The organism is Pseudomonas sp. MCal1, assembly GCF_026341415.1.
Taxonomy (GTDB): domain Bacteria; phylum Pseudomonadota; class Gammaproteobacteria; order Pseudomonadales; family Pseudomonadaceae; genus Aquipseudomonas.
The window spans coordinates 530,960-555,238 of sequence record NZ_JAKUMP010000002.1 but is presented as its reverse complement, the minus strand read 5'-3'; the positions used below and the strand labels follow the sequence as shown (position 1 = coordinate 555,238).

The window sequence follows — 24,279 nt, the reverse complement described above, 5'->3', positions numbered from 1 at the left end:
CGAGACGTTAATTGACCAAACGGTCGATTAAAAAAACTTTGATAAAAACTGTGTCGCTGTACAACCCGGTCGAGGATTTGGCAGAAATTGCGCTTCTCCTGCGCCCGCTTCCGTGGCTAAGCTCAGGCCTTCGAGCACAGATTCTCCAATTCCCGCAGAGGTCTCATCTATGCCGCAGCAATGGCCAGCCACCGAAATCGCCCGCCTGATCCTCGATGGCTTTGACGATTACCGCGAGCATTTCCGGCGAATCACCGACGGCGCCCGGGAGCGCTTCGAGCAGGCCCGCTGGCAGGACACGCAAACGGCGTCGGCCGCGCGGATCAACCTCTACGAAGAAAAGGTCGGTGAAACCGTCGCCCGCCTGCGCGAATATTTCGAGCCGGACACCTTGATGGACATCACCTGCTGGCCACTGGTGAAAAGCGCCTACATCAGCATCATCGACCTGCGTTTTGACGATGAGCTGTCCGAGACCTGGTACAACTCGATTTTCTGCAGCCTGTTCAGCCACGACCTGATCAGCGACGGTTGCATGTTCATCCACACGACGCGCCCGAGCCTGCGCCGGGCACGAGCCGCGCAAACACGCACCTATAAACCGCAAGGGCAGATATCGGGCATGCTCGCGAGCATCTTTGCCGATTACCGCTTCAGCGAGGCCTATGCCGATCTGCCCGGCGACTTGCAGCGTCTGGAAGCGCAACTGCGCGAGAATCTGCCGGACTGGGTGTGCAAGGATCCAGAGCTGAGCGTCGAGCTGTTTTCCTCGGTGCTGTACCGCAACAAGGGCGCGTACCTGGTCGGGCGCATCTACACCAACGACGATCAATGGCCGCTGGTGATTCCGCTGCTGCACCGCGAGGGACGCGGGATTCAGATCGACGCATTGATCACCGACGAAGCGGAGGTGTCGATCATCTTCTCCTTCACCCGTTCGTATTTCATGGTTGATGTGCCGGTGCCGGCGGAGTTCATCGGTTTCCTCAAGCGTATCCTGCCGGGCAAGCACATCGCCGAGCTGTACACCTCGATCGGCTTCTACAAGCACGGCAAGTCCGAGTTCTACCGTGCCCTGATCAATCACCTGGCCAACACCGACGACCAGTTCATCATGGCGCCTGGCGTGCGTGGCATGGTCATGAGCGTGTTCACGTTGCCGGGCTTCAACACCGTGTTCAAGATCATCAAGGACCGCTTCTCGCCGTCGAAAAACGTCGACCGCGCCACGGTGATCGAGAAGTATCGACTGGTAAAAAGCGTCGACCGCGTCGGGCGCATGGCCGATACCCAGGAATTCGCCGACTTCCGTTTTCCCCTGAGCAAGTTCGAGCCGGCGTGCCTGGCGGAATTGCTGGAAGTTGCGCCGTCCACGGTGTCGCTGGAAGGTGAAACCGTACTGATCCGCCACTGCTGGACCGAGCGCCGGATGACGCCGCTGAACCTCTACCTCGACAATGCCAGTGAAGCCCAGGTGCGCGAAGCACTGGAAGACTATGGCCTGGCGATCAAGCAACTGGCGGCAGCCAACATCTTCCCGGGCGACATGCTGCTGAAGAACTTTGGTGTCACCCGCCATGGCCGGGTGGTGTTCTACGACTACGACGAAATCTGTTTCCTCACCGAAGCCAATTTCCGCCACATCCCGGCACCGCGCACGCCGGAGGACGAAATGGCCTCCGAGCCGTGGTACTCGATCGGGCCGCTGGACGTTTTTCCCGAAGAGTTTCCGCCGTTTCTGTTTGCCGATACCAAGCAGCGCAAACTGTTCGATCAGTTGCATGGCGAGTTGTACAACGCCGATTACTGGAAGGGACTGCAGGAGGCGATCAGGGCCGGGAAAGTGATCGATGTTTTCCCTTACCGTCGTAAAGGCCTCGATAACGAATAACCTGTTACTGATCGTTCCCAGGCTCTGCGTGGGAACGATCACAGTCAGGCGTAAATCTGCGACAATCGCGTCCTTGCGCCACTAGACGACCGAATTGCGTACCCGATGACCGACGAATCGCCCTCCATCGACAAACTGCTGAAAAACCTCGATCACGCCATGCTCGCCGACCGCCACCGGCTGCGGCGGCAATTGCTTGAGCTGCGCAAGAAACCCGACGAGGCCAAGCTGGCCCAGTGGGTGGCGCGCATGCAGGCGTCCTGCGATCAGGTGCTGGCGCGCAAGGCCAGCCTGCCGGTGATCCGTTACGACGCCAGCCTGCCGATTGCGGCCAAGCGTGACGAAATCAAAAAGGCGCTGGAAAAGCATCAGGTGCTGATCATCGCCGGCGAAACCGGCTCGGGTAAAACCACTCAGTTGCCGAAAATCTGCCTGGAGATCGGTCGCGGCCAACAGGGCCTGATCGGTCACACCCAGCCTCGCCGGATCGCGGCGCGCAGTGTGGCCAGCCGGGTTGCCGAAGAGCTCGGCACGCCGCTGGGCGCGCTGGTCGGCTATCAGGTGCGCTTTGAAGATCAGAGCGATTCCAACACCCTGATCAAGTTGATGACCGACGGCATCCTGCTGGCGGAAACCCAGAACGACCGCTACCTCGAACGCTACGACACGATCATCGTCGACGAAGCCCACGAACGCAGTCTGAACATCGATTTCCTGCTCGGTTACCTGAAAACCCTGCTGCCGCGTCGCCCGGACCTGAAAGTCATCATCACCTCGGCGACCATCGATCTGGAGCGCTTTTCCAAGCACTTTGACGATGCGCCGATTGTCGAAGTGTCCGGCCGCACCTTCCCGGTGGAAACCTGGTATCGCCCGCTGACCCTGGAGCAGGACGAGGAGGGCAACCGCGTCGAAGATGACCTGACCGTAGATCAGGCGATCCTCGCCACCCTCGACGAAATCGCCGCGTATGAACGCAGCGAACGCCGCAGTCCTGGCGATGTGCTGGTGTTCCTGCCCGGCGAGCGCGAGATTCGCGACGCCGCCGACATGCTGCGCAAGGCCCAGCTCAAGCACACCGAAATCCTGCCGTTGTACGCGCGCCTGTCGCCGGCCGAACAACAGCGGATCTTCCAGTCGCATCCGGGACGTCGCGTGGTGCTGGCGACCAACGTTGCCGAAACCTCGTTGACCGTGCCGGGCATCCGTTACGTGATCGACAGCGGTACTGCGCGCATCAGCCGCTACAGCTATCGCGCCAAGGTCCAGCGCCTGCCGATCGAAGCGGTCTCCCAGGCCAGCGCCAACCAGCGTAAAGGTCGCTGCGGCCGGGTCGAGCCGGGCATCTGTGTGCGCTTGTACAGCGAAGAGGATTTCCTCGGTCGTCCGGAATTTACCGATCCGGAAATCCTGCGCACCAACCTCGCGGCGGTTATTTTGCAGATGCTCCATCTGCGCCTCGGCGAGATCACCGCGTTCCCGTTCATCGAGCCGCCGGACGGCAAGGCGATCAGCGACGGTTTCAACCTGCTGCAAGAATTGTCGGCAGTGGATCGCAACAGTCAGTTGACCCCGCTCGGCCGCCAGTTGGCGCGCCTGCCGGTGGACCCGCGCATGGGCCGCATGCTGCTCGAAGCGGCGAAGCTCGGCAGTTTGCAGGAAGTGCTGATCGTCGCCAGCGCGATGTCGATTCAGGACCCGCGCGAGCGTCCGCCGGAGCGTCAGCAGGCGGCTGACCAGGCCCACGCGCAGTGGAAGGACGCCGATTCGGACTTTGCTGCTCTGGTCAATCTGTGGCGCGGTTTTGAAGAGCAGCGCCAGGCGCTGACGGCGAGCCCGCTGCGTAACTGGTGCCGCAAGAATTTCCTCAACTACCTGCGCTTGCGCGAGTGGCGCGATTCCCATCGTCAATTGAGCCTGATCTGCCGCGACTTGCAGCTGAGCCTGAATAAGGAGCCGGCGGATTATCCGAAACTGCACAAAGCGGTGCTGGTCGGCCTGCTCAGCCAGATCGGCCAGAAAACCGAAGACGGCGATTACCTTGGCGCCCGTCAGCGGCGGTTCTGGATTCATCCGTCGTCGGGCATCGGCAAGAAGCGCCCGCAGTGGGTAATGACCGCCGAACTGGTGGAAACCACCAAGCTGTACGCGCGCATGGTGGCGAAGATCGACGCCGACTGGATCGAGCCGCTGGCCAGGCACCTGATCAAGAAGAACCACTTCGAACCGCACTGGGAGAAGAAACGCGGCCAGGTCGTCGCGTTCGAACAGATCACTCTGTTCGGGCTGATCGTGGTCGGCCGGCGACCGGTGCATTACGGCCCGGTGGATCCGGTGGTTTCGCGGGAGCTGTTTATCCGTGAAGGCCTGGTGCGGGGCGAGATTCAGTCACGGGCCAAATGCCTGAGCGCCAACAAGCAATTGCTCGAACAGCTCGACGAACTGGAAGCAAAGGCCCGCCGGCGGGACATTCTGGCCGACGAAGAAACCCTTTACGCGTTCTACGACGCGCGACTGCCGGCGGAGATTCACCAGACCGCAACGTTCGACAGTTGGTATCGGGTCAACAGCCAGAAAGACCCGCAGTTGCTGATCATGCGCGAGGAAGACGTGCTGGCGCGCGAAGCCAGTGAAGTCACCGCGCAGCATTACCCGGACACCCTGCACATCGGCGATCTGGAACTGGCCCTGAGTTATCACTTCGAACCGAACCACCCGCGTGACGGCGTGACCCTGCGGGTGCCGGCGCCGCTGTTGCCGATGCTGCCGCCGGAACGTCTGGAATGGCTGGTGCCGGGGCTGATCGAGGCCAAGTGCATTGCGCTGGTGCGCAACCTGCCCAAGGCCTTGCGCAAAAACTTCGTGCCGGTACCGGACTTCATCAAGGCCGCGCTGCAACGCATGACCTTTGCCGAAGGTTCGTTGCCGCAGGCGCTGGGCCGTGAACTGCTGCGCATGACCGGCGCGCGGGTCAGCGACGAAGCCTGGGCCGAAGCAGCGCAGCAGGTTGAAAGCCACCTGCGGATGAATCTGGAAATCGTCGACGGCCAGGGCAAGTTCCTCGGCGAAGGGCGGGATCTGGCGGAGCTGACGGCGCGTTTCGCCGAGGCCAGTCAGGCTGCACTGGCTGTGCCGCAGAGTGCGAAAAGTCAGCAACCGGTGGAAGCCAAGGTCTTCGCGCCGGTGGCGGAAAAGACTCAGCAGAAGATCGCCGGGCTGTCGATGACGGTGTACCCGGCGTTGGTGGAAGAGGGCGGTGCGGTCAAGGAAGGTCGTTTCTCGACCCCGGCCGAAGCCGAATTCCAGCATCGCCGCGCCTTGCAGCGCCTGCTGATGCAGCAACTGGCTGAACCTGCGAAGTTCCTGCGCGGCAAGTTGCCGGGCCTGACCGAACTGGGCCTGCTGTACCGCGAACTGGGTCGGGTCGATGCGCTGGTGGAAGACATTCTGCTGGCCAGCCTCGACAGCTGCATTCTCGATGGCGAAGACCCGTTGCCACGTGACGGCGCCGGGCTGGCGGCACTGGCTGAGCGCAAACGCGGCAACTGGACCGAGCACGCCGAGCGGGTGGCACGCCTGACCCTGGAAATCCTCAAGCTCTGGCACGGTCTGCAAAAGCGCTTCAAGGGCAAGATCGATCTGGCCCAGGCGGTAGCGCTTAACGACATCAAGCAGCAGCTCAGTCATCTGGTGTATCCGGGCTTCGTCCGGGAAACGCCGATGGTGTGGCTCAAGGAACTGCCGCGTTACCTGAAAGCGGTCGAACAGCGTTTCGAGAAGCTGGGCGCGCAGGTGCAGAAGGATCGAGTGTGGAGCGGCGAACTTGCCGGGCTCTGGACGCAATACCAGACCCGCGCCGCCAAACATGCACAGGAAGGCAAACGCGATCCGCAGCTTGAGCTGTATCGCTGGTGGCTGGAGGAGTATCGGGTTTCGCTGTTCGCCCAGCAGTTGGGGACGAAAGTGCCGATCTCCGACAAACGGCTGAGCAAACAGTGGAGCCAGGTAGAACCCTAGCGAGTGCCTGATCGCTCCCACGCTCTGCGTGGTAGCGCTTCCACGGACGCTCTGCGTCCGCTTTTGGGACGCGGAGCGTCCCTGGCTGCATTCCCACGCAGAGCGTGGGAACGATCAGCAAAAGGCGCCAAAACCTCGGGTTTATGGCAAACTTCGCGCCTATAAACGCCGGCCCCGCGGTTTTGAGCCTTCTCAACCGCGGGCGAGGTCGGAATAAAGCGATGCCAGGTTTTTGCGTCCCTTGATACGGGAATGGACCCTTTGCGTGTTGGCACGTCGGTGCCAGCATTTTCTGCCTGAACAGATTAGAGAAACGACCATGCATAACGTCGTCATCAGCGGCACCGGCCTGTATACCCCGGCCAACAGCATCTCCAACGAAGAGCTGGTGCAGTCTTTCAATACCTATGTCGCCCAGTTCAACGCGGACAACGCCGAGGCCATCGCCAGCGGTGAAGTCCAGGCCCTGACCGAGTCCAGCGCCGCGTTCATCGAAAAAGCTTCCGGCATCAAGAGCCGCTTTGTCATGGACAAGGATGGCATCCTCGATCCTGCGCGCATGACGCCACGCCTGCCGGAGCGTTCCAACGACGAATGGTCGGTGCTCTGCCAGATGGCCATCGGCGCTGCCGAACAAGCCCTGCAACGTGCCGGAAAGACCGCCGCCGACATCGACGGCGTGATCGTCGCCTGCTCCAACCTGCAGCGCGCCTACCCGGCGATCGCCATCGAAGTCCAGGAAGCGCTGGGCATCCAGGGTTTCGGTTTCGACATGAACGTTGCCTGCTCGTCGGCGACCTTCGGCATCCAGCAAGCGGCCAACACCGTGCAACTGGGCCAGGCCCGGGCGATCCTGATGGTCAACCCGGAAGTCTGCACCGGTCACCTGAATTTCCGTGACCGCGACAGCCACTTCATCTTCGGTGATGCCGCCACTGCCGTGATCATCGAGCGTGCCGATCTGGCAACGTCGAAACATCAGTTCGACGTGGTCAGCACCAAACTGCTGACCAAGTTCTCCAACAACATCCGCAACAACTTCGGCTTCCTCAACCGCGCAGCGGAAGAGGGCATTGGCGCCCGCGACAAACTGTTCGTGCAGGAAGGCCGCAAGGTGTTCAAGGACGTCTGCCCGATGGTGGCAGAACTGATCGGCGAGCATCTGGAAGAGAACAAGCTCAACGTCGGTGACGTGAAGCGCTTCTGGCTGCACCAGGCCAACCTGAGCATGAACCACTTGATCGTGCGCAAGCTGCTGGGCCGCGAAGCCACCGAAGAAGAAGCTCCGGTGATTCTCGACACCTACGCCAACACCAGCTCCGCCGGTTCGGTGATCGCGTTCCACAAATATCAGGACGATCTGGCGGCCGGTTCGCTGGCGGTACTGAGCTCGTTCGGTGCCGGTTACTCGATCGGCAGCGTGATTCTGCGCAAACGTTGAGTGGACTCGTTCATGTCCTCTTAATCGCGCTAGTCTTTCCTGCATCCGAATCAGCGAGAACGCTGTAACTTTCGGAGACTGCGGCAGGACGTCGCTTCAAGCGACCTCCTGCCGCAATCATTTTCGGGCGGGGAAAAGGGGATTGATGGATGGCGGTTGACGACACACAACTGCTCGAACGGTTGTTGGCAGGCGAACAGAAAGCCTTCAAGGAACTGGTCAGTACCTATCAAAGCCCCATGCGCGCGGTGGCCTACGCGATTGTCGGCCAGCGCCATGTCGAAGAAGTGGTACAGGACGCGTGGCTGTCGGTGGTGCGCAATATCGGCCGTTTCGAGGGGCGCTCCAGCCTAAAGACCTGGTTGCTGACCATCACTGCCAACTCGGCCAAGAGCCGCTACAAACTCAATCGTCGCGAAGTGTTGCTGGATGATCTGCCGTCACCCCACGGCACTATCGACGACGATCGTTTTTCTCCCGGCGACGGCCACTGGCTGGTCGCACCGTTCGCCTGGCACCAGGACACACCCGAAGCGCTGCTGACCGAAGGCGAGCTGCGTGAATGCCTTGAGCACACGCTGTCGAGCCTGTCGCAATTGCAAAGCAGCGTGCTGTCGCTTCGTGAGCGGCAGGGCCTGGAGCTGGAGGAAATCTGTAATCTTCTGGAGATCTCGCTCTCCAATGTCCGCGTGCTGCTGCATCGGGCACGCTTGAAGGTCTTTGCGACCGTGGAGCATTTTGAGGAGACGGGAGAATGTTGACCTGCAAGGAGCAAGTGGCGCGATCCAGCGATTATCTCGATGGCCAGTTGAGCTTTCGCGAAAAACTGATGGTGCGTCATCACCTGATGTTCTGCCGCAATTGCCGGCGTTTCATTCGCCAGATGCGTTTGATGCAGGCGACGTTACGGGCGATGCCGCAGAAGCCGGAAGAGGGCGTGGACGCGCTGGCCGAGCAGTTGGCTGAGCTGCGGCGCAAGGACAGTCCCTGAAAACACAGACTGGCGCGGCCGCAGCGAACGGATGATGGGGATCGCTGCGGCCGCGCCAGTCTGTTGAAGCCTCTTCAAACGATGGAACCGGATGTACAACCCATCGTTTGAAGTCTGTTGCCGGGTTGCTTAGAACTTCGCTTCCGCGTCCAGCTGCAGGGTGTTGGTGTCTGCATCACGCTGGGTACGGCTGGAGAAGTCGGCCTTGGTCAGGAAGTAAGTCGCACCAATGGCGAAGTTCTTGTCGATGTCGTAACCGACCTTGAACTTGTGGCCACGGGAGCCGGTGGTGCCGTTGGCGAAGTCCGAATCGGTGAAGGCACCGACCACAGCGTTGCGCTGCACGTCACGATAGTTGTAGTCGAGGTTCAGGCCGAAGACTTTCGACTTGGCACCCACCAGCCATGCGGTGTCCTGATCGGTCACTGCATCGTTGTTTTTCACGTACTGACCGTAGAACGACAGCGGCATTGGCAGGCCGCCGATGTCGACCTGGCTGAAGCCTTCGTACAGACGGAATTCGTTGTTCGCCGAGTTGCCGTTGACGGCCAGGGCGCATGGCGTGGAGGTACCGGTGCAACGGCTGTCTTCGTCGTTCTGGTAGGCGTAGACGCTGCCGCCCAGAGTCAGTTTCAGGTTGTCGGTGATGGCGAAGCGGCTACCCAGCTGGCCGGCGGTCAGGCGCAGATCGTGACGGAATTGCACGCCGTCGCCGTCGACGTTGTCCTTGAGGTTGTAGTTACCCAGGCTGCCGAACAGCTCGACGCTGCTGCCCAATGGATACTTGTAGGTAACGGCCAGACCTTCCGGGTTGATGTCGCTGTCCCAGATCACGTCGCCCATGCTCACCCACGGTTGCAGCATCTTGCCGCCGATGATGTGCAGGTTCTTGATCTGGTCCGGGTGGTAGTCGATGTAGCCGAGGTCGAGCCAGATCTGCTTCTTGTCGAAGTAGTTGTCCTGGTCCTGGTTGGTCGAACGGGCGTCGTCGCCGCCGCCGGTGGCGATACGGATGCCGGTGTCGACTTGCGGGTTGATCTCGGTGTAGGCGCCCAGACGGGCACGAATGCGCTGGCGATCCTTGTCGCGGCCACCGTTGTTCGGTTCGCCGTCGATCTTGATGGTCTCCTGACGAATACGCACGTCGCCCTTGAACTGGGTCTTGGCGGCCCAGGCCAGTTTCTGGTCGAAACTGCTGAGCTCGTTGGTTTTCTTCGCGGTCGCCGCGATTTGCTCGTTGGTCTCTTGCTGCGCCTGCTGCGCGATTTGCTGGGCCTTCTGATCCTTGGCCAGTTCTGTTTGCAGTTCAACGTACTGCGCCTGGGAAATAGAACCGTTAGCCTTGAGCATGTCGAGCAGTTTGGCGTCGACTGCGGCACTGGCCGGAACACTCATGGCCAGCAACAGACCACCGCACAGGGCTGCCGCAGTTTTCGTGGAAGCAAGACGCATAGCAATCTCCGAAGATGAGAGGGGATGGCTGAACCATCCTGGGCACAACCGACGGTTTGACGGTCGGAAAACAGTGTCCGGGTAGAACCCGGCGCTCTAAAAACAGGCGCCAGTATCGCGATGGTTTATGACAGAGCAGTGGCGCGATGATGGCAGGTTGATGACGATGCAAAACTGCCGTGAACTATTGAGCTAGAGCGCTGTCGCGCATTTGGTCGTGTGCAAGGCCAGGCCGATCAGCGATACTCGCCGGGCGTTCACGCCCGAAAGTGGAGAGGAAAATGCCGCTGCAACGTCTGCACAAACTGTCGGAAATTCCTGCGTCCGACTGGGATGTTCTGGTACCGCAAAACCAGCCGTTTCTGCGCCATGCCTTTCTGGCTTCGCTGGAGGACAGCGGCAGCGTCGGCCCGCACACGGGCTGGCAGGCGGAGCATCTGCTGCACGTTGAAGCGGGGCGCGTGATCGCTGCGCTGCCCGGTTATCGCAAGTGGCACTCCTATGGCGAATACGTGTTCGATCACGGCTGGGCCGATGCCTGCGCCCGGGCCGGCATCGATTACTACCCCAAGTTCTTGAGCGCCGTGCCGTTCAGCCCGGTCAGCGGTCCACGGTTGTTGGCGGCAAATGTCGAGGACGGATTCGAACTGCTCAAGAGCCTGCCGGGCTATCTGGAAATCGAAGAGCTCTCCAGCGCCCACATCAATTTCACCGACGCGTTCACCGATGCCGCCATGGCCGGGCAGCCGGGCTGGCTGCAACGCATCGGCTGTCAATATCACTGGCAGAATCGCGGCTACCGCGACTTTCAGGACTTCCTCGACGTGCTCGCCTCGCGCAAGCGCAAACAGATGCGCAAGGAGCGCGAGCAAGTGGCGGGGCAGGGCTTCGAGTTCGAATGGCTGGAGGGGCGCGAGCTGGACGAGGCGCAGTGGGATTTTGTCTACGCCTGCTATGCCAACACCTATGCAGTGCGCCGGCAGGCGCCGTACCTGACCCGGGAATTCTTCAGTCTGCTGGCCGAGCGCATGCCGGAATCGATTCGCGTGGTGCTGGCCCGGCAAGGTTCACGGCCGGTAGCGATGGCGTTCAGTCTGGTGGGCGGCGACAGTTTTTACGGGCGCTATTGGGGATGCCTCGCCGAGTTCGACCGGCTGCATTTCGAGACCTGTTTCTACCAGGGGATGGACTATGCGATTGCCCAGGGTTTTCAGCGTTTCGATGCCGGTGCCCAGGGCGAGCACAAACTGATTCGTGGCTTTGAACCAGTGATCACCCATTCCTGGCATTACCTGCGCCATCCCGGTCTGAAAGCTGCGGTCAAAGACTTCCTGCACCAGGAGCGCGCCGGTGTTCTGGCCTATGCCGAAGAGGCGAGGAACGCCTTGCCGTATCGGCAAGCCTGATCCTCGCCGGCCCCCTCAGCTGTCTTCCTTGCCGAGCCAGCGATAGAGCACGCCGCCGACCACCGCACCGAGCAGCGGCGCGACCCAGAACATCCACAGCTGCGCGATAGCCCAGCCGCCAACCATCAGCGCCGGTCCCGTGCTGCGGGCCGGGTTGACCGACGTGTTGGTGACCGGAATCGAGATCAGGTGGATCAGCGTCAGGGCCAGGCCAATGGCGATCGGTGCCAGTCCTGCCGGGGCGCGCTTGTCGGTGGCGCCGAGGATGATCACCACGAACATGGCGGTCATTACCAGTTCGGTGACGAAGCCTGCGGCCATCGAATACTTGCCCGGCGAGTGCTCGCCATAACCGTTGGAGGCCAGGCCGTTGGCGACTTCGAAGCCTTCCTTGCCACTGCCGATGTAGACAATCAGCGCCGCCGCGAGAGTCGCCCCGATCACCTGGGCGATGATGTAGGCGGGCAACTCCTTGGGCGGGAATCGGCCGCCAACGGACAGACCGACCGACACCGCCGGGTTGAGGTGGCAGCCGCTGATGTGGCCGATGGCAAATGCCATGGTCAGCACCGTCAGCCCAAACGCCAGGGCGACCCCCAGCACGCCGATTCCCAATGGTGAAGACGCGGCGATTACCGCACTGCCGCAACCGCCCAAAACCAACCAGAACGTACCCAACAACTCAGTAACTGAACGTTTGAACAGAGACATGAGAGAGTCCTTGATAGACGTGCTATCGAGACTGGATCGAGTGGTGCTTCCCTGCAGATTTACGACAGGTTCCGTTCCGGAGCCTTGGCTCAGTACAGCAGGGTTTGTGCGGATTTCCAGCAGGCGATAAAAAACCGCCAGGGCCCGTGATTAAAGGGCTCTGGCGGTTTTATCTCACGTTGATCGTTCCCACGTCGAGGCGTCGAACCGTCCGCGTGGGAATGCAGCCCGTGACGCTCCGCGTCACTGGACGCGGAGCGTCCCTTGAGGCATTCCCACGCAGAGCGTGGGAACGATCAGAAGCGCGGTTCAGTCGATGCCGACAAACCCTCCCGTCTGGTGCGCCCACAACCGCGCATACAGGCCGCGATGGGCCAGCAGTTCGGCGTGGGTGCCGCTTTCGGCGATCTTGCCGTTTTCCAGCACCACCAGTCGGTCCATGCGGGCAATGGTCGAGAGGCGGTGGGCGATGGCGATCACGGTCTTGCCCTGCATCAGGGTTTCCAGGCTCTCCTGGATCGCGGCTTCGACTTCCGAGTCCAGCGCCGAGGTCGCTTCGTCCATGATCAGGATCGGCGCGTCCTTGAGCAGCACTCGCGCAATGGCAATCCGCTGACGCTGGCCACCGGACAGTTTCACCCCACGCTCGCCGACATGCGCGTCGAATCCGGTGCGTCCTTCGGCGTCCGTCAGCAGCGGGATGAACTCGTCGGCGCGGGCCTTGCGCACTGCTTCCCAGAGCTCGGCGTCGGTGGCGTCGGGCTTGCCGTACAACAAGTTGTCGCGGATCGAACGGTGCAGCAGCGAGGTGTCCTGGGTGATCATGCCGATGCGTGCGCGCAGGCTTTCCTGGCCAACTTCGGCGATGTTCTGGCCGTCGATCAGGATCCGCCCGCCTTCGACGTCATAGAGGCGCAGCAGCAGGTTGACCAGGGTCGACTTGCCAGCGCCGGATGGCCCGATCAGACCGATTTTCTCGCCGGGTTTGATGGTCAGGTTGAGGTCGCCGATGATGCCTTTCTTCTTGCCGTAGTGAAAATCCACGTGCTCGAAACGCACTTCGCCACGGGCCACGGCCAGCGGTTTGGCCTGCTCCCGGTCGGTGACGCTGACCGGTTGCGAGATGGTCTGCAGACCGTCCTGGACCATGCCGATGTTTTCGAAAATGCCGGTGACCACCCACATGATCCAGCCGGACATGTTGACGATGCGGATCACCAGGCCGGTGGCCAGGGCGATCGCGCCGACGCTGATCAGCGATTGCGTCCACAGCCACAGGGCCAGCGCCGTGGTGCCGACGATCAGCAGGCCGTTCATGGTGGTGATCGCCACGTCCATGCTGGTGACCACGCGGCCGGCCATTTGGGCTTTTTCAGTCTGTTCCTGGATCGCCTCGCGGGCGTAATGCTGTTCGAAATTGGTGTGGGCGAACAGCTTCAAGGTGGCGATATTGGTATAGCCGTCGACGATCCGGCCCATCAGTTTCGAGCGCGCATCGGAGGCTTCCACCGAGCGGTCCTTGACCCGTGGCACGAAGTAATAGAGCGCGCCGATGTAGGCGGCGATCCACGTCAGCAGCGGAATCATCAGGCGCCAGTCCGCCTCGGCGAACAGCACCAGCGAACTGATCGCGTAGATCAGCACATGCCATAACGCATCCACCGCCTGCACGGCTGAATCGCGCAGCGAGTTGCCGGTCTGCATGATGCGCTGGGCAATGCGTCCGGCGAAGTCGTTCTGGAAGAAATTCAGGCTCTGCTTGAGCACGTAGCTGTGGTTCTGCCAGCGAATCATGCTGGTCATGCTCGGGCTCAGGGTCTGGTGCACCAGCATGTCGTGCAGGGCCAGGAACAAAGGGCGAAGGAGCAATGCCACCACCGCCATCCACGCCAGTTCGGCGCCATGCACTTTGAAGAAATCGACGTTGGGCGTGCCCTGGGCGAGGTCGATGATGCGGCTCAGGTAACTGAACAGCGCCACTTCGATCAATGCACCGAACAGGCCGACGATCAGCAGGGCGGCGAAACTCGGCCAGACCTGCTTCAGGTAATAGGTATAGAAGGGCAGAACGCGGTCCGGCGGGGATGCAGTCGGGGCATCGCGGAATATGTCGATCAGTTGTTCGAAACGGCGATAGAGCATCAGATAACCGCCCGGAGCACGGGCTCTCCTTTTATCAGTGTGAGCGGCGTGACATCAGGTCAGCGCCGCTCGATATGCCCTGTAAAGCTTAGTCGATGCGCTTGGCCGACTTGATGATCACAGGGTCGACCGGCACGTTTTGCATGCCCTGTTTGGTGGTGGTCTGGGAGTTGACGATGATGTCGACCACGTCCATGCCCTTGACCACTTTGGCGAACACCGCGTAACCGGCGTCACGGCCCGGATCGAGGAAGGCGTTGTCGGCGACGTTGATGAAGAACTGGCTGGTGGCCGAATTCGGATCGGAAGTACGGGCCATCGACAGGGTGCCACGAACGTTGTGCAGGCCGTTGCTGGCCTCGTTCTTGATCGGGGCCTTGGTTTCTTTCTGCTGCATCTGCTGGGTGAAGCCGCCGCCCTGGGCCATGAAGCCCGGGATCACGCGATGGAAAATGGTGTTGGTGTAGAAACCGCTGTCGACGTAATCGAGAAAGTTCTTGGTGCTGATCGGCGCCTTGACCGGGTCCAGCTCGATTTCGATGGTGCCGTTGGTGGTCACCAGTTCGACGTGTGGCGCCTTGGCCGGCGTGGCAGCCATCAGGTTGGCAGCAAACAGCACGGTGCCGGCGGCGAGGGCGAGTTTTTTCAGCATGGGTCAGTGATCCTGAGGGTGGTTATCGGCTGTGGCGAGGAACTCCAGCAGCGTTTGATTGAAGCGTTCGGGCTGATCGAGCGGGGTGGCGTGGCGCGAATCGGCGATCACCACCAGCCGCGCATCGGGCAGCAGTCTGACATAGGTTTCTTTCAGCGAAACGGGGGTGTAGTCCCGGTCGGCGCTGACGACGAGGGTTGGACAGGTGACCCGGGAAAGTCGTTCCTGGACCCCCCAGCCAACAATCGCATCGAAGCTGGCGAGATAAGCACGTTTGTCGTTCTTTGCCCAGCGTTCTGCCATCTTCTGGCGCAAATCGGCCTGCTCCGGTTTGGGGAACAGCTTGGCGCCAAGAGCCTTGCCGATGGTGGCGAGGCTGAGCACACGCATCAGGCTCCAGCGTTTGAACCATTGCCAGTAATCGTCGCGGCTGCGCACTTTGACCTCAGGCGCACTGTTGACGATGGTCAGGCTCTTGAGCATCTGCGGCTGATCGACAGCGAACTGGAAGCCGATCATGCCGCCCATGGACAGCCCGGCGTAATGCACCGGGCCGAGCTTCAAATGCTCGATCAGGGCGACGATGTCGGCGCTGAAACCGGCGATGCTGTAGCGCTCGCGGGGTTTGTCGGAGCGACCGTGACCGCGCACGTCCGGGACGATCACCCGGTAGTGCGCGGCCAGCGCGGGAATCTGCATTTCCCAGTCCAGGGTGCTGGAGCCCAGACCGTGAACCAGCAGCAACGGATCGCCGTGGCCATATTCCTCGTAGTGCAGGTTGCAACCTTCATGCTCGAAATACGCCATCGGTGAACTCCGTGTCAGGCTTGTTCGGGGGCGGCGAACGGTGCGTCCAGCGGCATGGTGTCGAAGGTACGCAGCAGTTCGATAAGGATTTGCGTCGCCGGACCCAAGGGTTTGTCCTTGTTCGAATACAGATAGAAACTGGAGTTGCGATTGCCGCCTCTGTCCAACGGTAGCAGCTTGAGTGAGCCGTCTTTCAGTTCCCGCTCGATCATGTGTCGTGGCAGCCATGCGAAACCCAGGCCACTGCTGACGAATGTCGCTGCGGTGGCGAGGCTGCCGACGGTCCAGCGTTGCTCGGCGCCCAGCCAGCCGACGTCCCGGGGTTGCTGGCGGCCGGAGTCGCGAATGACCACTTGCATCTGGGTTTCCAGGTCCTGGAAATTCAGCTCGCGGTTGAGCCGATGCAGCGCATGATCAGGATGGGCGACGGCGACAAACTCGACATCGCTCAACTCTGCGCCGAGGTAACCGGGAATGCTCAGTCCGGTGATGGCCAGATCGGCGACACCTTCGAGCAGCACTTCCTCGACACCCGACAACACTTCTTCACGCAGACGCACGCGACAGCCGCGACTCTGCGGCATGAAAGCGGTCAACGCGCGCACGATGCGGGCGCTCGGGTAGGCGGCATCGACCACCAGCCGCACTTCGGCCTCCCAACCCTGTTCCATGTGGTGGGCGAGGTCTTCCAGCTGGCTGGCCTGTTTCACCAGTTGTCGCGAGCGGCGCAGCAACACGCCGCCGGCTTCGGTCAGCACAGCCTTGCGGCCATCAATGCGCAACAGCGGCACGCCGAGCTGATCCTGCATGCGGGCGACGGTGTAACTGACCGACGATTGCGAGCGGTGCAGAGCCTCGGCGGCCTGGGCGAATCCGCCGTGGTCGACCACGGCCTGCAACGTTCGCCATTGATCAAGGGTCACGCGGGGCGCTTTCATCAATAGCTCCTCTTGTCCTAAGCTGGCGGTCCCTCATGGAGACTGCCGAATGAAAAAATTCTGTTGTGTGTTGCTGGCGCTGCTTCCGCTGACTGCGTTCGCGTACCCGATCGATGTGGAAAAGGATCTCAACGGCCTGAAGATCGACTACAACGCGTTCGACACCGATAGCGACATCGGCTCCATCCAGGTCAACAACTACGGCGACGTCGACGCGACCTGCAAGGTGGTGTTCACCAACGGCCCGGAAGCGCCGCGCACCCGCAACATCGACGTGGCTGCGGGCAAGCACAAGAACGCCACGGCCAAGTTCACCCGGACCATCATCAAGCTGCGCATCAAGTTGAGCTGCACCCCGAAATAGCGTCACGGTCCCTGTGGGGGCGAGCTCCCACAGGGTATGGCTCGCATCTAAACGAATTTTTCGATGCTTTGCAGCAATTATTTGCGCTTTTTCATCGATATGACTCTGTTTAACCTTCACTCCATCGACTTACAACATTCTCGGATGGAGGCTACACAACATGTCCCGCGTTCTGATCATCGAAAGCAGTGCCCGCCAGCAAGACTCGGTTTCCCGTCAACTGACCCAGACCTTCATCAGTCAGTGGAAAGCGGCGCATCCGGCCGATCAGATCACCGTTCGTGACCTCGCCGTGAACCCGGTGCCGCACCTGGACATCAACCTGCTGGGCGGCTGGATGAAATCCGCCGAGCAACGCAACGACAGCGAGCAATCTTCGCTGGACCGTTCCAACGAATTGACCGATGAATTGCTCGCCGCCGACGTGCTGGTGATGGCCGCGCCGATGTACAACTTCGCGATTCCAAGCACCCTGAAAGCCTGGCTCGACCACGTGCTGCGTGCCGGTGTGACCTTCAAGTACACCGAAACCGGCCCGCAAGGCCTGCTCAGCGGCAAGCGTGCCTACGTGCTGACCGCTCGCGGCGGGATCTACGCCGGCGGCCCGGCGGATCATCAGGAACCGTACCTGCGTCAGGTGATGGGTTTCATCGGCATCCACGACGTGACCTTCATCCACGCCGAAGGCATGAACCTGGGCGGCGACTTCCAGGAGAAAGGCCTCAACCAGGCCAATGCCAAACTGTCTCAGGTCGCTTGATAAGTTAATCGCCAGATAATCGCCGATTGTTCTAGTGACCTGGCGCAACCCCTTCAAGGCTCTACGCGCATCGAACCTCCCTTTGCACTTGTTGCTCCTGAGTGCTCTAGCCCGATTGAACGCTTTAGCGAGATCGGGCTTTTTTTTGCCCGGGATTTTTTGCAACGCAGCACATCCCCTGTGGGAGCAAGCCCGCGCCCACAGGGGCCACCGTTGTCTGAGGGTTCGCGATCAGAAGCAAAAACCGCTATCGTCGCCGCCATTCGAAATCGAGGCGAGCATGGGCTATCTACTTTTTGTCACGCTGATCCAGGCGTTTTCCTTCAGTCTGATCGGCGAATACCTGGCCGGTCATGTCGACAGTTACTTCGCGGTACTGGTGCGGGTGGTGCTGGCCGGGCTGGTGTTCATCCCGCTGACGCGCTGGCGCTCGGTGGAGCCGGCGTTCATGCGCGGCATGCTGCTGATCGGCGCGTTGCAGTTCGGCGTGACCTACGTCTGCCTGTATTTGAGCTTCCGCGTACTGACGGTGCCGGAAGTGTTGCTGTTCACCATCCTCACGCCATTGCATGTGACGCTGATCGAAGATGCGCTCAACCGACGCTTCAACCCGTGGGCGCTGATCGCCGCACTGGTGGCGGTGGCGGGCGCGGCGGTGATTCGCTACGACCGGATCAACCCGGACTTCTTCATGGGCTTTCTGCTGCTGCAACTGGCCAACTTCACCTACGCCGCCGGGCAGGTGCTGTACAAGCATCTGGTGGCGAAACACCCGAGCGATCTGCCGCATTACCGACGCTTCGGCTTCTTCTACCTCGGCGCATTGGCGGTGGCATTGCCGGCGTTCCTGCTGTTCGGCAAATCCAACTTCCTGCCGGAAGCACCGCTTCAATGGGGCGTGTTGTTGTTCCTTGGCCTGGTCTCGACCGCACTCGGTTTGTACTGGTGGAACAAGGGCGCATGCCTGGTCAACGGCGGCACCCTGGCGGTGATGAACAACTTGCACGTGCCGGTGGGCTTGCTGCTGAACCTGTTGATCTGGAATCAGCATGAGGAGCTGGGTCGGTTGTTCCTCGGTGGCAGCGTGATTCTGGCGGCGGTGTGGATCAGCCGGTTGGGGATTCGCAAGCCGCAGGCCATTGGCTGAATCGCCTATCAACCCCATTTTTCCACCGCGATAAGTATGTACCGCACCTGACTACTGCTTGATCGACACGCTGTGCCCTACAGACAAGGAGTGACTGTATGGCACAGAACAATTTCAACGATGGAACGTCGGGAAGCGTCGTCATCCGAACCGGGCCGCCCGCTTCGAGTGGCGGATCGGGCGGTGGTTTTGGCGGCGGTGGCGGGGTATCGGGCGGCTTCGGCAAGGTCAGCAAGAGCAAACAAAAGGCTCGGGCCAAGGCCAAAGCCGAGGCAGCTCAAAAAAAGCAGGAAGAGCAGGCTGAGGCAACAGCCAAGGCACAAGCCGAAGCGGCACAGGCACAGGCAGCCGCCGCACAGGTTCAGGAACAGGCGCGTCAACAAGCGCTGATGCAGTTCCTGGCGGGATTGGCGCAGCGACATGACGCCATCAGGGCCGAGGTCGATCGTCGATTTGCCGAAAGGGCCAGTCAACTCTCGACATCACTGGAGCAAGAAGTCCTCGCTTCGCGCAAGCCACCGAACAGCGATGACAGTGAGCGTTGGCAGCTTTACCTGATCACAAAGGAAAAAGGCGAAATCGACGGGCTGCTCGCCCGCAAATCCGCGGAACTCGATGCAAAGAACGCGGCAGCCCTTTCCTTTGATGGTCATGACCCGCTGACGCGCTCGTCCCATGACTATCTGACACGACTCGGCCAGTTCGGCCAGGCGCTCGACGACGGCCTCCGGATCTGGGAAAGCGCTTACACCGCCGCCCATGAGGCGCGATTACTCACCTCGCAGATCCATGCCCTGCGGGAAAAGTCCGCAGCAATGGCCAGACATCACGCCGAGCAGACCGTGGTCTGGCGTGCAAGGGAAGCGGTTTGGGAGGCTCAGCGCCAACACGCTGCGCAACGCGAGGCACGGGTTCGATTCAAGCAACAGGCTGATGAAGATGCGCGGGTAAGTCGAACCCGGCAGGCCAATACGCTGACCGTTCCGATGTCGTCGATGACGCACGGCGCGATGGTTTTGACGAACCCCGGGGCGCTGGCGGCCCAACAAGCGGGCAAGATCATTGAGGGCGCTGCCCAACAAGCGGGCAAGATCATTGAGGGCGCTGCACAGCAAACGGGCAAAATCATCGAGGCTGCTGTACAGCAAGCGGTCAGACATCTTTCCCTTTCTTCCCTTGCGACTCTGGCTCCCAAGCCGCTCACGGTGTTCGTCGCCGGGATGGTGTACTCGCCAACGCTGGGCGATGGAGAACTGACACCGGAGCAGCGACGACGATTGTTTCAGTCCGTCGCCGTGCCTGCCCAGGCGCTGGGGCTTTCTGATGAGCAGGCGCTGCGCTCGATTGCTGACACCGGCGGATCAGTGGAGATGCCTTATCGGCTCAAACCCGAGGCCGTACCACAAGGCACCGCCGTCATTGCCGTCACCACCGGTAACGAGATCAGCCCCAGTGTGCCGGTCATCAACGCGGTGCTTGATCCGCTGACGGGCAACTACACCGCAGAAGTCCCCGGTTCACCGGCCCGACACCTGCAGTTCACGCCTGATACGAGCATCGCCAAAGAGGTTTCGAGCCAGGGCCGGATAGCACTGCTACCACCGGTTGTTCAGGACTTGCCGAAGGGCGTCGACCTGCGCATTCAGGACTGCATCATCTGCGTGCCGGGTTCGGCGCCGATGTACCTGTCCTTCAACCTGCCACCGTTGGGCGCGGGCGTCGTCACCGGCAAGGGGCAAACCGCCAAGGCTGACTGGTGGAACACATCCAGCCGCAGCACCGGTTCAGCCATTCCCAGTCAGATCGGCGACCAGTTGCGCGGGCGGGAGATTCAGTCGTTCGGCGCATTTGGCGACGCGCTGTGGCGGACATTGGGTGAGCAACCTGCGCTCACCAGCCAATTCGATGAGGTCAACAAAAAGCGCGTCGAGCAAGGTTTCGCCCCTTATGCGCCGAAAAGCACCTGGGTGGGCGAACGCCGGGAGTTCGAACTGCGCTTTCAGGATGATGCATCAGTCGGTGAGAACCCGTTCAATCTCGACCGAATCAGCATTGTCGTGCCGCAAAGTGCCCACGGTCGACGTGGCGTTCTACCTGCCGTCCAGCCATGGCCGATTCCCCCGGTGGGGATTGGAACCTGGACTCCTCTGGTGCCACCGGGCAGCGAACACCTCGGGCCGACCACCACACCGATTTCCCCCTCGACCCCCACGGCTTATCCCGGCAACCCGCTCATCCCGATCCTACCGGCAAACGAGACGTTTCCGGCTGTTGATGAAGGGCAGGCGGGTGCGAGTATTCCGGGGTTCCCGGGGGATATGGAGCTGCCTTCGCCGGATGTGCTGTTTCTGGATCGAAGGGATGATCCGGGGGTTGCGACGGGAATCGGAAAAACGGTTACCGGAGTTTGGTTGGGGGAGGCGGCGAGAACTGTGGGGGCGTCAATTCCTGTGCAGATTGCCGATCAGTTGAGAGGGAAGGAGTTTGCCAATTTTCATCGGTTCAGAGAGGCGTTTTGGAGGGCTGTGGCTGCTGATTCAGATCTCAGCTTTCAGTTTTCTGATCACAATTTGAGGCGAATGCAGGCCGGCATTGCTCCTTTCCCACCGGTTGCAGATCAGAGAGGAGGAAGAAAGACGTTTGAACTTCATCATGATGTGGAAGTTATAAGCGGAGGTGAGGTTTATGGGATCGACAATATTTTGGTGATGACGCCACGGCGACACATACAACTGCACCAGGAGAAAAAAGGAAATGAAATTTAAAGATAAATTTGAGTACTACACCGAAGCCGAGTTTTTATCTTTTCTACAAGGATTCGTGCACTTTCCCAGCGGGTTAGAGGGGGTAGCGTTAGAGGCCCATCTGGACAAACTTGTCGCTCATTTCGAGCTAGTCACCGAACACCCCGACCGCTCGGACGTCATCTTCTATCCCAAGGAGGGACGTGAAGACAGCCCCGAAGGCATCCTGAAAGAAGTGAAGGAGTGGCGCGCACTCAATAACAAGCCTGGATTCAAACCAGAGTAATTTCATATCAAATGAGCCTTCATGGGTGACACCTTTCTGGATGTCATCCATGGCGACGTGCAAAAAACAAGGAAGTTTAAATGTATGAAGCTGAAACCCGCTCTCAATGAATATACAGAAACCGAGTTCAAGGCATTGGTTGACCGGATCTGGGCAGTTGATCTGGCAAAAGTCGACCACGACCGGTTGATCAATCATTTCGATCAGATTTCAGGTCACGCCAAAGGGGCCGATCTGCTGTTCTATCCGGAGGATACTTCGAATCCCAACTCATCCGAGTCCGTTGTCGAATACCTTAAGGCGTGGCATCACCAACAGGGGCGAGCCATATTCAAAGGGCAGGCTCTGGCCAACGTTGCAAGTCCTCCAGTGACAACGAACTGGGCGCAGCAGCGTCTTGCCCAGAGTCTGGTGGATGTTCAAAAAATGAACGCGGAACTGGCTGCAGCAGAACAGACTGCAGAGGCCTCTCTTGTTTTACTGCAACAACGAATCCGGCAGATGCGCGAGAGGCAAAGTGCCCAGTTGGATCTCCTTGAAAGAGAGGCGGATATTCGTGCTCTGGAAGTTGCGGAAGCCGACTCGCGTGCCGCCGTGGCTCGATATGGCTCGTGGAAAATGCGTATTCAGTTCCGAAGAGAGAGTGCCCAGCGTGACGTGACGTTCGCTCGTTCAGAGCAGGGGCAATGGCAAAATATTGCCCTGCAAGTCAGTACCACGGGCGACCGCTTTTCGGCTAGGTCAAATGATCTCTATCAGCGTTTGTCAGTGGCTCAAATTGAAGCAGAGTCATTGTTGACGACTGCGCAGGCATGTCTGATCGAGCAGCGTAATCAGGGAGTCGGGTCGCTGCGGTTGCCAGTAAACCTGTTTGCACCACTCGCGCACGCTAACGCACGCCCGGCGATCATGCTCGACGGTGCTTTGTCAGGATCACTGGAAGAGCATCGAATCGAACTGCAAAAGTCCATTCGTTCAGTCGTGGCAGACTTGACCTGGCAAGTCAGTTCGGGCGCAGAGGCCACTCGGCGTCAACATGCAGCGGTGCTGCAGTTCGACTTTTCCAGCAGAGCCGAGGTGGGCTGGTATGGCGTATGCGTTCCTTTGGCCGAATTCCTTCCGCTTGAGGGGCTGGATTGGCAGCAACTGGCGGTGACGGCAGGAACCGTTGCGATGCCCTTCAGAATGAGCAGCGGAAGTTACACCGTTCCCGCGAAAACCATGCACCGAGGTATTAGGGAGATCAAGACGCTGCATCAGGTGACACTGGCATCAAACCAATCGTTATCTCATGTGCGAGTGCGCGGTGCGTTATGGAATGAACATGTGCGAGCCTACTCTTTCACCACTGATGAAGCCGGGCTGCTGACCGTAAACTGGTGCCCTCTCGAAACACTCGAAACGTCCCCGGCACCTTACGATGCAAGGGAGCCGCGGCTGGGATTTCTGCGCTCGAGTCCAGTGCCTGTGCTGGAGACAATCAGCGATTCGGTAACTGCTCGATTTGATGACTATGTGGTGGTTTTCCCTCAGGGCTCGGGCTTCGAGCCCCTGTATGTGATGTTCAGAAACCCTGCCGGTATTATTTCGGCGCCAGTTGCCCCACCAGAAACTCGATAAACGCGCGCGTCTTCTGCGGCACCCGCCGCGCAGACGAATACACCGCGTTGATGGTGATCGCCGGAGCTTGCCATTCGCACAGCACCGGCACCAGTCGCCCGGCCGCCAGCGCTTCTTCGACGATGAAGTCCGGCAGCAGCGCAATGCCCATGCCGGCCTCGGCCGCTTGCGCCAGCAAGTCGCCGTTGTTGGCGTGCAGCGGCCCGGTGACGTTGACGCGCTGGGTCTCCTTGCCGTTGCACAGTTGCAGGCTGACGCCGCTTTGCAGATAACCGTAGTTCAAGCATTGATGTGAGCGCAGATCCTGCGGTGTCTGCGGTGTGCCCGCACGTTCGAGATAAGCGGGGGAGGCGACCATGATGCGTGGGGCCGGCGCCAGTTGCCGGGCGATCATGGTCGAGTCGGGCATGCTCGCAATGCGGATCGTCACATCGAACCCGCCGCGCACCGGATCGACCTGCTGGTCGCTGAGCACCAGTTGCAGCTCGATGTTCGGGTGCTGTTCGTGGAACAGCGGAATCAGCTTGCCCAGTCGCCGCAGGCCGAACGACATCGGTGCGTTTACGCGCAGTACGCCGCGCAACTCACCCACCCCGTCCCGCGCCCGCTGCTCGGCCTCGTCCAGTGCCGCAATCACTTCCCGCGCTGCTTCGAAATACTCGGCACCAGCCTCGGTCAAGTGCAGGCTGCGGGTGGTGCGTTGCAGCAGCTGCACGCCGATGGCTTCTTCCAGCGCCTGAATCTGTTTGCTGACTTTCGAGCGGGGCACGTCCATGGCCCGGGCGGCGGCCGCGAAGCCGTTCTCGCCGACCGTCACTACGAAGGCGCGCATGCATTCGATGCGATCCATGATTGTCCCTTTTTTAGAATCAATGATTCTCGATTTTAGGTAATTGTCCCTTTATCGGCT

General features: G+C 60.4%; 19 protein-coding genes. 12 read left to right on the top strand and 7 right to left on the bottom strand.

Going from position 1 to position 24,279, the window contains the following annotated elements:
* Positions 1–169: 169 nt before the first annotated feature.
* From aceK to MKZ87_RS05745, 5 genes are all read left to right on the top strand, one after another.
* Positions 170–1,891: a bifunctional isocitrate dehydrogenase kinase/phosphatase gene (gene aceK, locus MKZ87_RS05765; RefSeq protein ID WP_085703800.1), complete on the top strand. Its 1,722-nt coding sequence runs from the start codon at positions 170–172 to the stop codon at positions 1,889–1,891.
* A gap of 105 nt (positions 1,892–1,996) precedes the next feature.
* Positions 1,997–5,908 (top strand): ATP-dependent RNA helicase HrpA, encoded by a 3,912-nt coding sequence (gene hrpA / locus MKZ87_RS05760; protein ID WP_266200392.1) that lies wholly within the window; start codon positions 1,997–1,999, stop codon positions 5,906–5,908.
* 319 nt (positions 5,909–6,227) lie between these two features.
* Positions 6,228–7,349, top strand: a complete 1,122-nt coding sequence (locus MKZ87_RS05755) for a beta-ketoacyl-ACP synthase III (protein ID WP_085700640.1) — start codon at positions 6,228–6,230, stop codon at positions 7,347–7,349.
* Positions 7,350–7,498: 149 nt separating this feature from the next.
* Complete coding sequence (locus MKZ87_RS05750) at positions 7,499–8,110, top strand: RNA polymerase sigma factor (RefSeq protein WP_085700641.1); 612 nt, start codon at positions 7,499–7,501, stop codon at positions 8,108–8,110.
* The gene (locus MKZ87_RS05745; RefSeq protein WP_011332953.1) at positions 8,104–8,340 is read left to right on the top strand and encodes an anti-sigma factor family protein; all 237 of its coding nucleotides are present in this window, start codon (positions 8,104–8,106) and stop codon (positions 8,338–8,340) included. Before MKZ87_RS05750 ends, MKZ87_RS05745 begins: the two co-directional genes overlap by 7 nt.
* A gap of 129 nt (positions 8,341–8,469) precedes the next feature.
* On the opposite strand, the gene MKZ87_RS05740 is transcribed toward MKZ87_RS05745, so the two are convergent.
* On the bottom strand, positions 8,470–9,792 hold the full coding sequence (locus tag MKZ87_RS05740) for a putative porin (protein ID WP_011332954.1): 1,323 nt from the start codon (positions 9,790–9,792) through the stop codon (positions 8,470–8,472).
* A gap of 281 nt (positions 9,793–10,073) precedes the next feature.
* On the opposite strand from MKZ87_RS05740, the gene MKZ87_RS05735 reads away from it, so the two are divergent.
* Positions 10,074–11,198, top strand: coding sequence for a GNAT family N-acetyltransferase (locus MKZ87_RS05735; RefSeq protein WP_085700644.1), 1,125 nt, complete (start codon positions 10,074–10,076; stop codon positions 11,196–11,198).
* Between the two features lie 15 nt (positions 11,199–11,213).
* Here MKZ87_RS05735 and aqpZ read toward each other — a convergent pair whose 3' ends face one another.
* The 5 genes from aqpZ to MKZ87_RS05710 form a co-directional block, all read right to left on the bottom strand.
* Positions 11,214–11,909, bottom strand: coding sequence for an aquaporin Z (aqpZ, locus tag MKZ87_RS05730; RefSeq protein WP_085700645.1), 696 nt, complete (start codon positions 11,907–11,909; stop codon positions 11,214–11,216).
* A gap of 309 nt (positions 11,910–12,218) precedes the next feature.
* Positions 12,219–14,051, bottom strand: a complete 1,833-nt coding sequence (locus MKZ87_RS05725; RefSeq protein WP_085703797.1) for an ABC transporter ATP-binding protein — start codon at positions 14,049–14,051, stop codon at positions 12,219–12,221.
* Between the two features lie 88 nt (positions 14,052–14,139).
* Positions 14,140–14,703, bottom strand: coding sequence for a peptidylprolyl isomerase (locus MKZ87_RS05720; RefSeq protein WP_085700647.1), 564 nt, complete (start codon positions 14,701–14,703; stop codon positions 14,140–14,142).
* A 3-nt stretch (positions 14,704–14,706) separates the two neighbouring features.
* Positions 14,707–15,510, bottom strand: coding sequence for an alpha/beta fold hydrolase (locus tag MKZ87_RS05715; protein ID WP_085700648.1), 804 nt, complete (start codon positions 15,508–15,510; stop codon positions 14,707–14,709).
* Between the two features lie 14 nt (positions 15,511–15,524).
* On the bottom strand, positions 15,525–16,448 hold the full coding sequence (locus tag MKZ87_RS05710) for a LysR family transcriptional regulator (RefSeq protein WP_085700649.1): 924 nt from the start codon (positions 16,446–16,448) through the stop codon (positions 15,525–15,527).
* Positions 16,449–16,497: 49 nt separating this feature from the next.
* Here MKZ87_RS05710 and MKZ87_RS05705 point away from each other — a divergent pair, with 49 nt between their 5' ends.
* From MKZ87_RS05705 to MKZ87_RS05680, 6 genes are all read left to right on the top strand, one after another.
* Entirely contained in the window at positions 16,498–16,812 is a 315-nt protein-coding gene (locus MKZ87_RS05705; protein WP_085700650.1) for a 3-phosphoglycerate kinase, read from the top strand.
* Between the two features lie 160 nt (positions 16,813–16,972).
* Positions 16,973–17,572 (top strand): FMN-dependent NADH-azoreductase, encoded by a 600-nt coding sequence (locus MKZ87_RS05700; protein WP_007956545.1) that lies wholly within the window; start codon positions 16,973–16,975, stop codon positions 17,570–17,572.
* A 280-nt stretch (positions 17,573–17,852) separates the two neighbouring features.
* Complete coding sequence (locus tag MKZ87_RS05695) at positions 17,853–18,719, top strand: carboxylate/amino acid/amine transporter (protein ID WP_085703796.1); 867 nt, start codon at positions 17,853–17,855, stop codon at positions 18,717–18,719.
* A 98-nt stretch (positions 18,720–18,817) separates the two neighbouring features.
* A complete protein-coding gene (locus MKZ87_RS05690; protein ID WP_266200391.1) occupies positions 18,818–21,484 on the top strand; it encodes an S-type pyocin domain-containing protein in 2,667 nt (888 codons plus the stop codon).
* On the top strand, positions 21,474–21,749 hold the full coding sequence (locus tag MKZ87_RS05685; protein ID WP_085703794.1) for a bacteriocin immunity protein: 276 nt from the start codon (positions 21,474–21,476) through the stop codon (positions 21,747–21,749). The genes MKZ87_RS05690 and MKZ87_RS05685 overlap by 11 nt, the downstream gene beginning before the upstream one ends.
* 21 nt (positions 21,750–21,770) lie before the next feature.
* Positions 21,771–23,369 carry a bacteriocin immunity protein gene (locus MKZ87_RS05680; RefSeq protein WP_227234766.1) on the top strand — a complete coding sequence of 533 codons (1,599 nt, stop codon included), beginning with the start codon at positions 21,771–21,773 and terminating at the stop codon, positions 23,367–23,369.
* On the opposite strand, the gene MKZ87_RS05675 is transcribed toward MKZ87_RS05680, so the two are convergent.
* Positions 23,332–24,219, bottom strand: coding sequence for a LysR family transcriptional regulator (locus tag MKZ87_RS05675; protein ID WP_085703793.1), 888 nt, complete (start codon positions 24,217–24,219; stop codon positions 23,332–23,334). The two genes, MKZ87_RS05680 and MKZ87_RS05675, sit on opposite strands and share 38 nt — an antisense overlap.
* Positions 24,220–24,279: the final 60 nt, after the last annotated feature.

What these genes read in the sequence shown, in the direction of transcription:
- MKZ87_RS05725 (WP_085703797.1), bottom strand. Translation starts at nt 14,051, where the DNA reads ATGCTCTATCGCCGTTTCGAACAACTGATCGACATATTCCGCGATGCC.
- MKZ87_RS05680 (WP_227234766.1), top strand. Translation starts at nt 21,771, where the DNA reads ATGGGTGACACCTTTCTGGATGTCATCCATGGCGACGTGCAAAAAACA.
- MKZ87_RS05705 (WP_085700650.1), top strand. Translation starts at nt 16,498, where the DNA reads ATGAAAAAATTCTGTTGTGTGTTGCTGGCGCTGCTTCCGCTGACTGCG.
- MKZ87_RS05755 (WP_085700640.1), top strand. Translation starts at nt 6,228, where the DNA reads ATGCATAACGTCGTCATCAGCGGCACCGGCCTGTATACCCCGGCCAAC.
- MKZ87_RS05685 (WP_085703794.1), top strand. Translation starts at nt 21,474, where the DNA reads ATGAAATTTAAAGATAAATTTGAGTACTACACCGAAGCCGAGTTTTTA.
- MKZ87_RS05735 (WP_085700644.1), top strand. Translation starts at nt 10,074, where the DNA reads ATGCCGCTGCAACGTCTGCACAAACTGTCGGAAATTCCTGCGTCCGAC.
- MKZ87_RS05750 (WP_085700641.1), top strand. Translation starts at nt 7,499, where the DNA reads ATGGCGGTTGACGACACACAACTGCTCGAACGGTTGTTGGCAGGCGAA.
- MKZ87_RS05715 (WP_085700648.1), bottom strand. Translation starts at nt 15,510, where the DNA reads ATGGCGTATTTCGAGCATGAAGGTTGCAACCTGCACTACGAGGAATAT.
- MKZ87_RS05740 (WP_011332954.1), bottom strand. Translation starts at nt 9,792, where the DNA reads ATGCGTCTTGCTTCCACGAAAACTGCGGCAGCCCTGTGCGGTGGTCTG.
- MKZ87_RS05710 (WP_085700649.1), bottom strand. Translation starts at nt 16,448, where the DNA reads ATGAAAGCGCCCCGCGTGACCCTTGATCAATGGCGAACGTTGCAGGCC.
- MKZ87_RS05700 (WP_007956545.1), top strand. Translation starts at nt 16,973, where the DNA reads ATGTCCCGCGTTCTGATCATCGAAAGCAGTGCCCGCCAGCAAGACTCG.
- hrpA (WP_266200392.1), top strand. Translation starts at nt 1,997, where the DNA reads ATGACCGACGAATCGCCCTCCATCGACAAACTGCTGAAAAACCTCGAT.
- aceK (WP_085703800.1), top strand. Translation starts at nt 170, where the DNA reads ATGCCGCAGCAATGGCCAGCCACCGAAATCGCCCGCCTGATCCTCGAT.
- MKZ87_RS05690 (WP_266200391.1), top strand. Translation starts at nt 18,818, where the DNA reads ATGGCACAGAACAATTTCAACGATGGAACGTCGGGAAGCGTCGTCATC.
- aqpZ (WP_085700645.1), bottom strand. Translation starts at nt 11,909, where the DNA reads ATGTCTCTGTTCAAACGTTCAGTTACTGAGTTGTTGGGTACGTTCTGG.
- MKZ87_RS05745 (WP_011332953.1), top strand. Translation starts at nt 8,104, where the DNA reads ATGTTGACCTGCAAGGAGCAAGTGGCGCGATCCAGCGATTATCTCGAT.
- MKZ87_RS05720 (WP_085700647.1), bottom strand. Translation starts at nt 14,703, where the DNA reads ATGCTGAAAAAACTCGCCCTCGCCGCCGGCACCGTGCTGTTTGCTGCC.
- MKZ87_RS05695 (WP_085703796.1), top strand. Translation starts at nt 17,853, where the DNA reads ATGGGCTATCTACTTTTTGTCACGCTGATCCAGGCGTTTTCCTTCAGT.
- MKZ87_RS05675 (WP_085703793.1), bottom strand. Translation starts at nt 24,219, where the DNA reads ATGGATCGCATCGAATGCATGCGCGCCTTCGTAGTGACGGTCGGCGAG.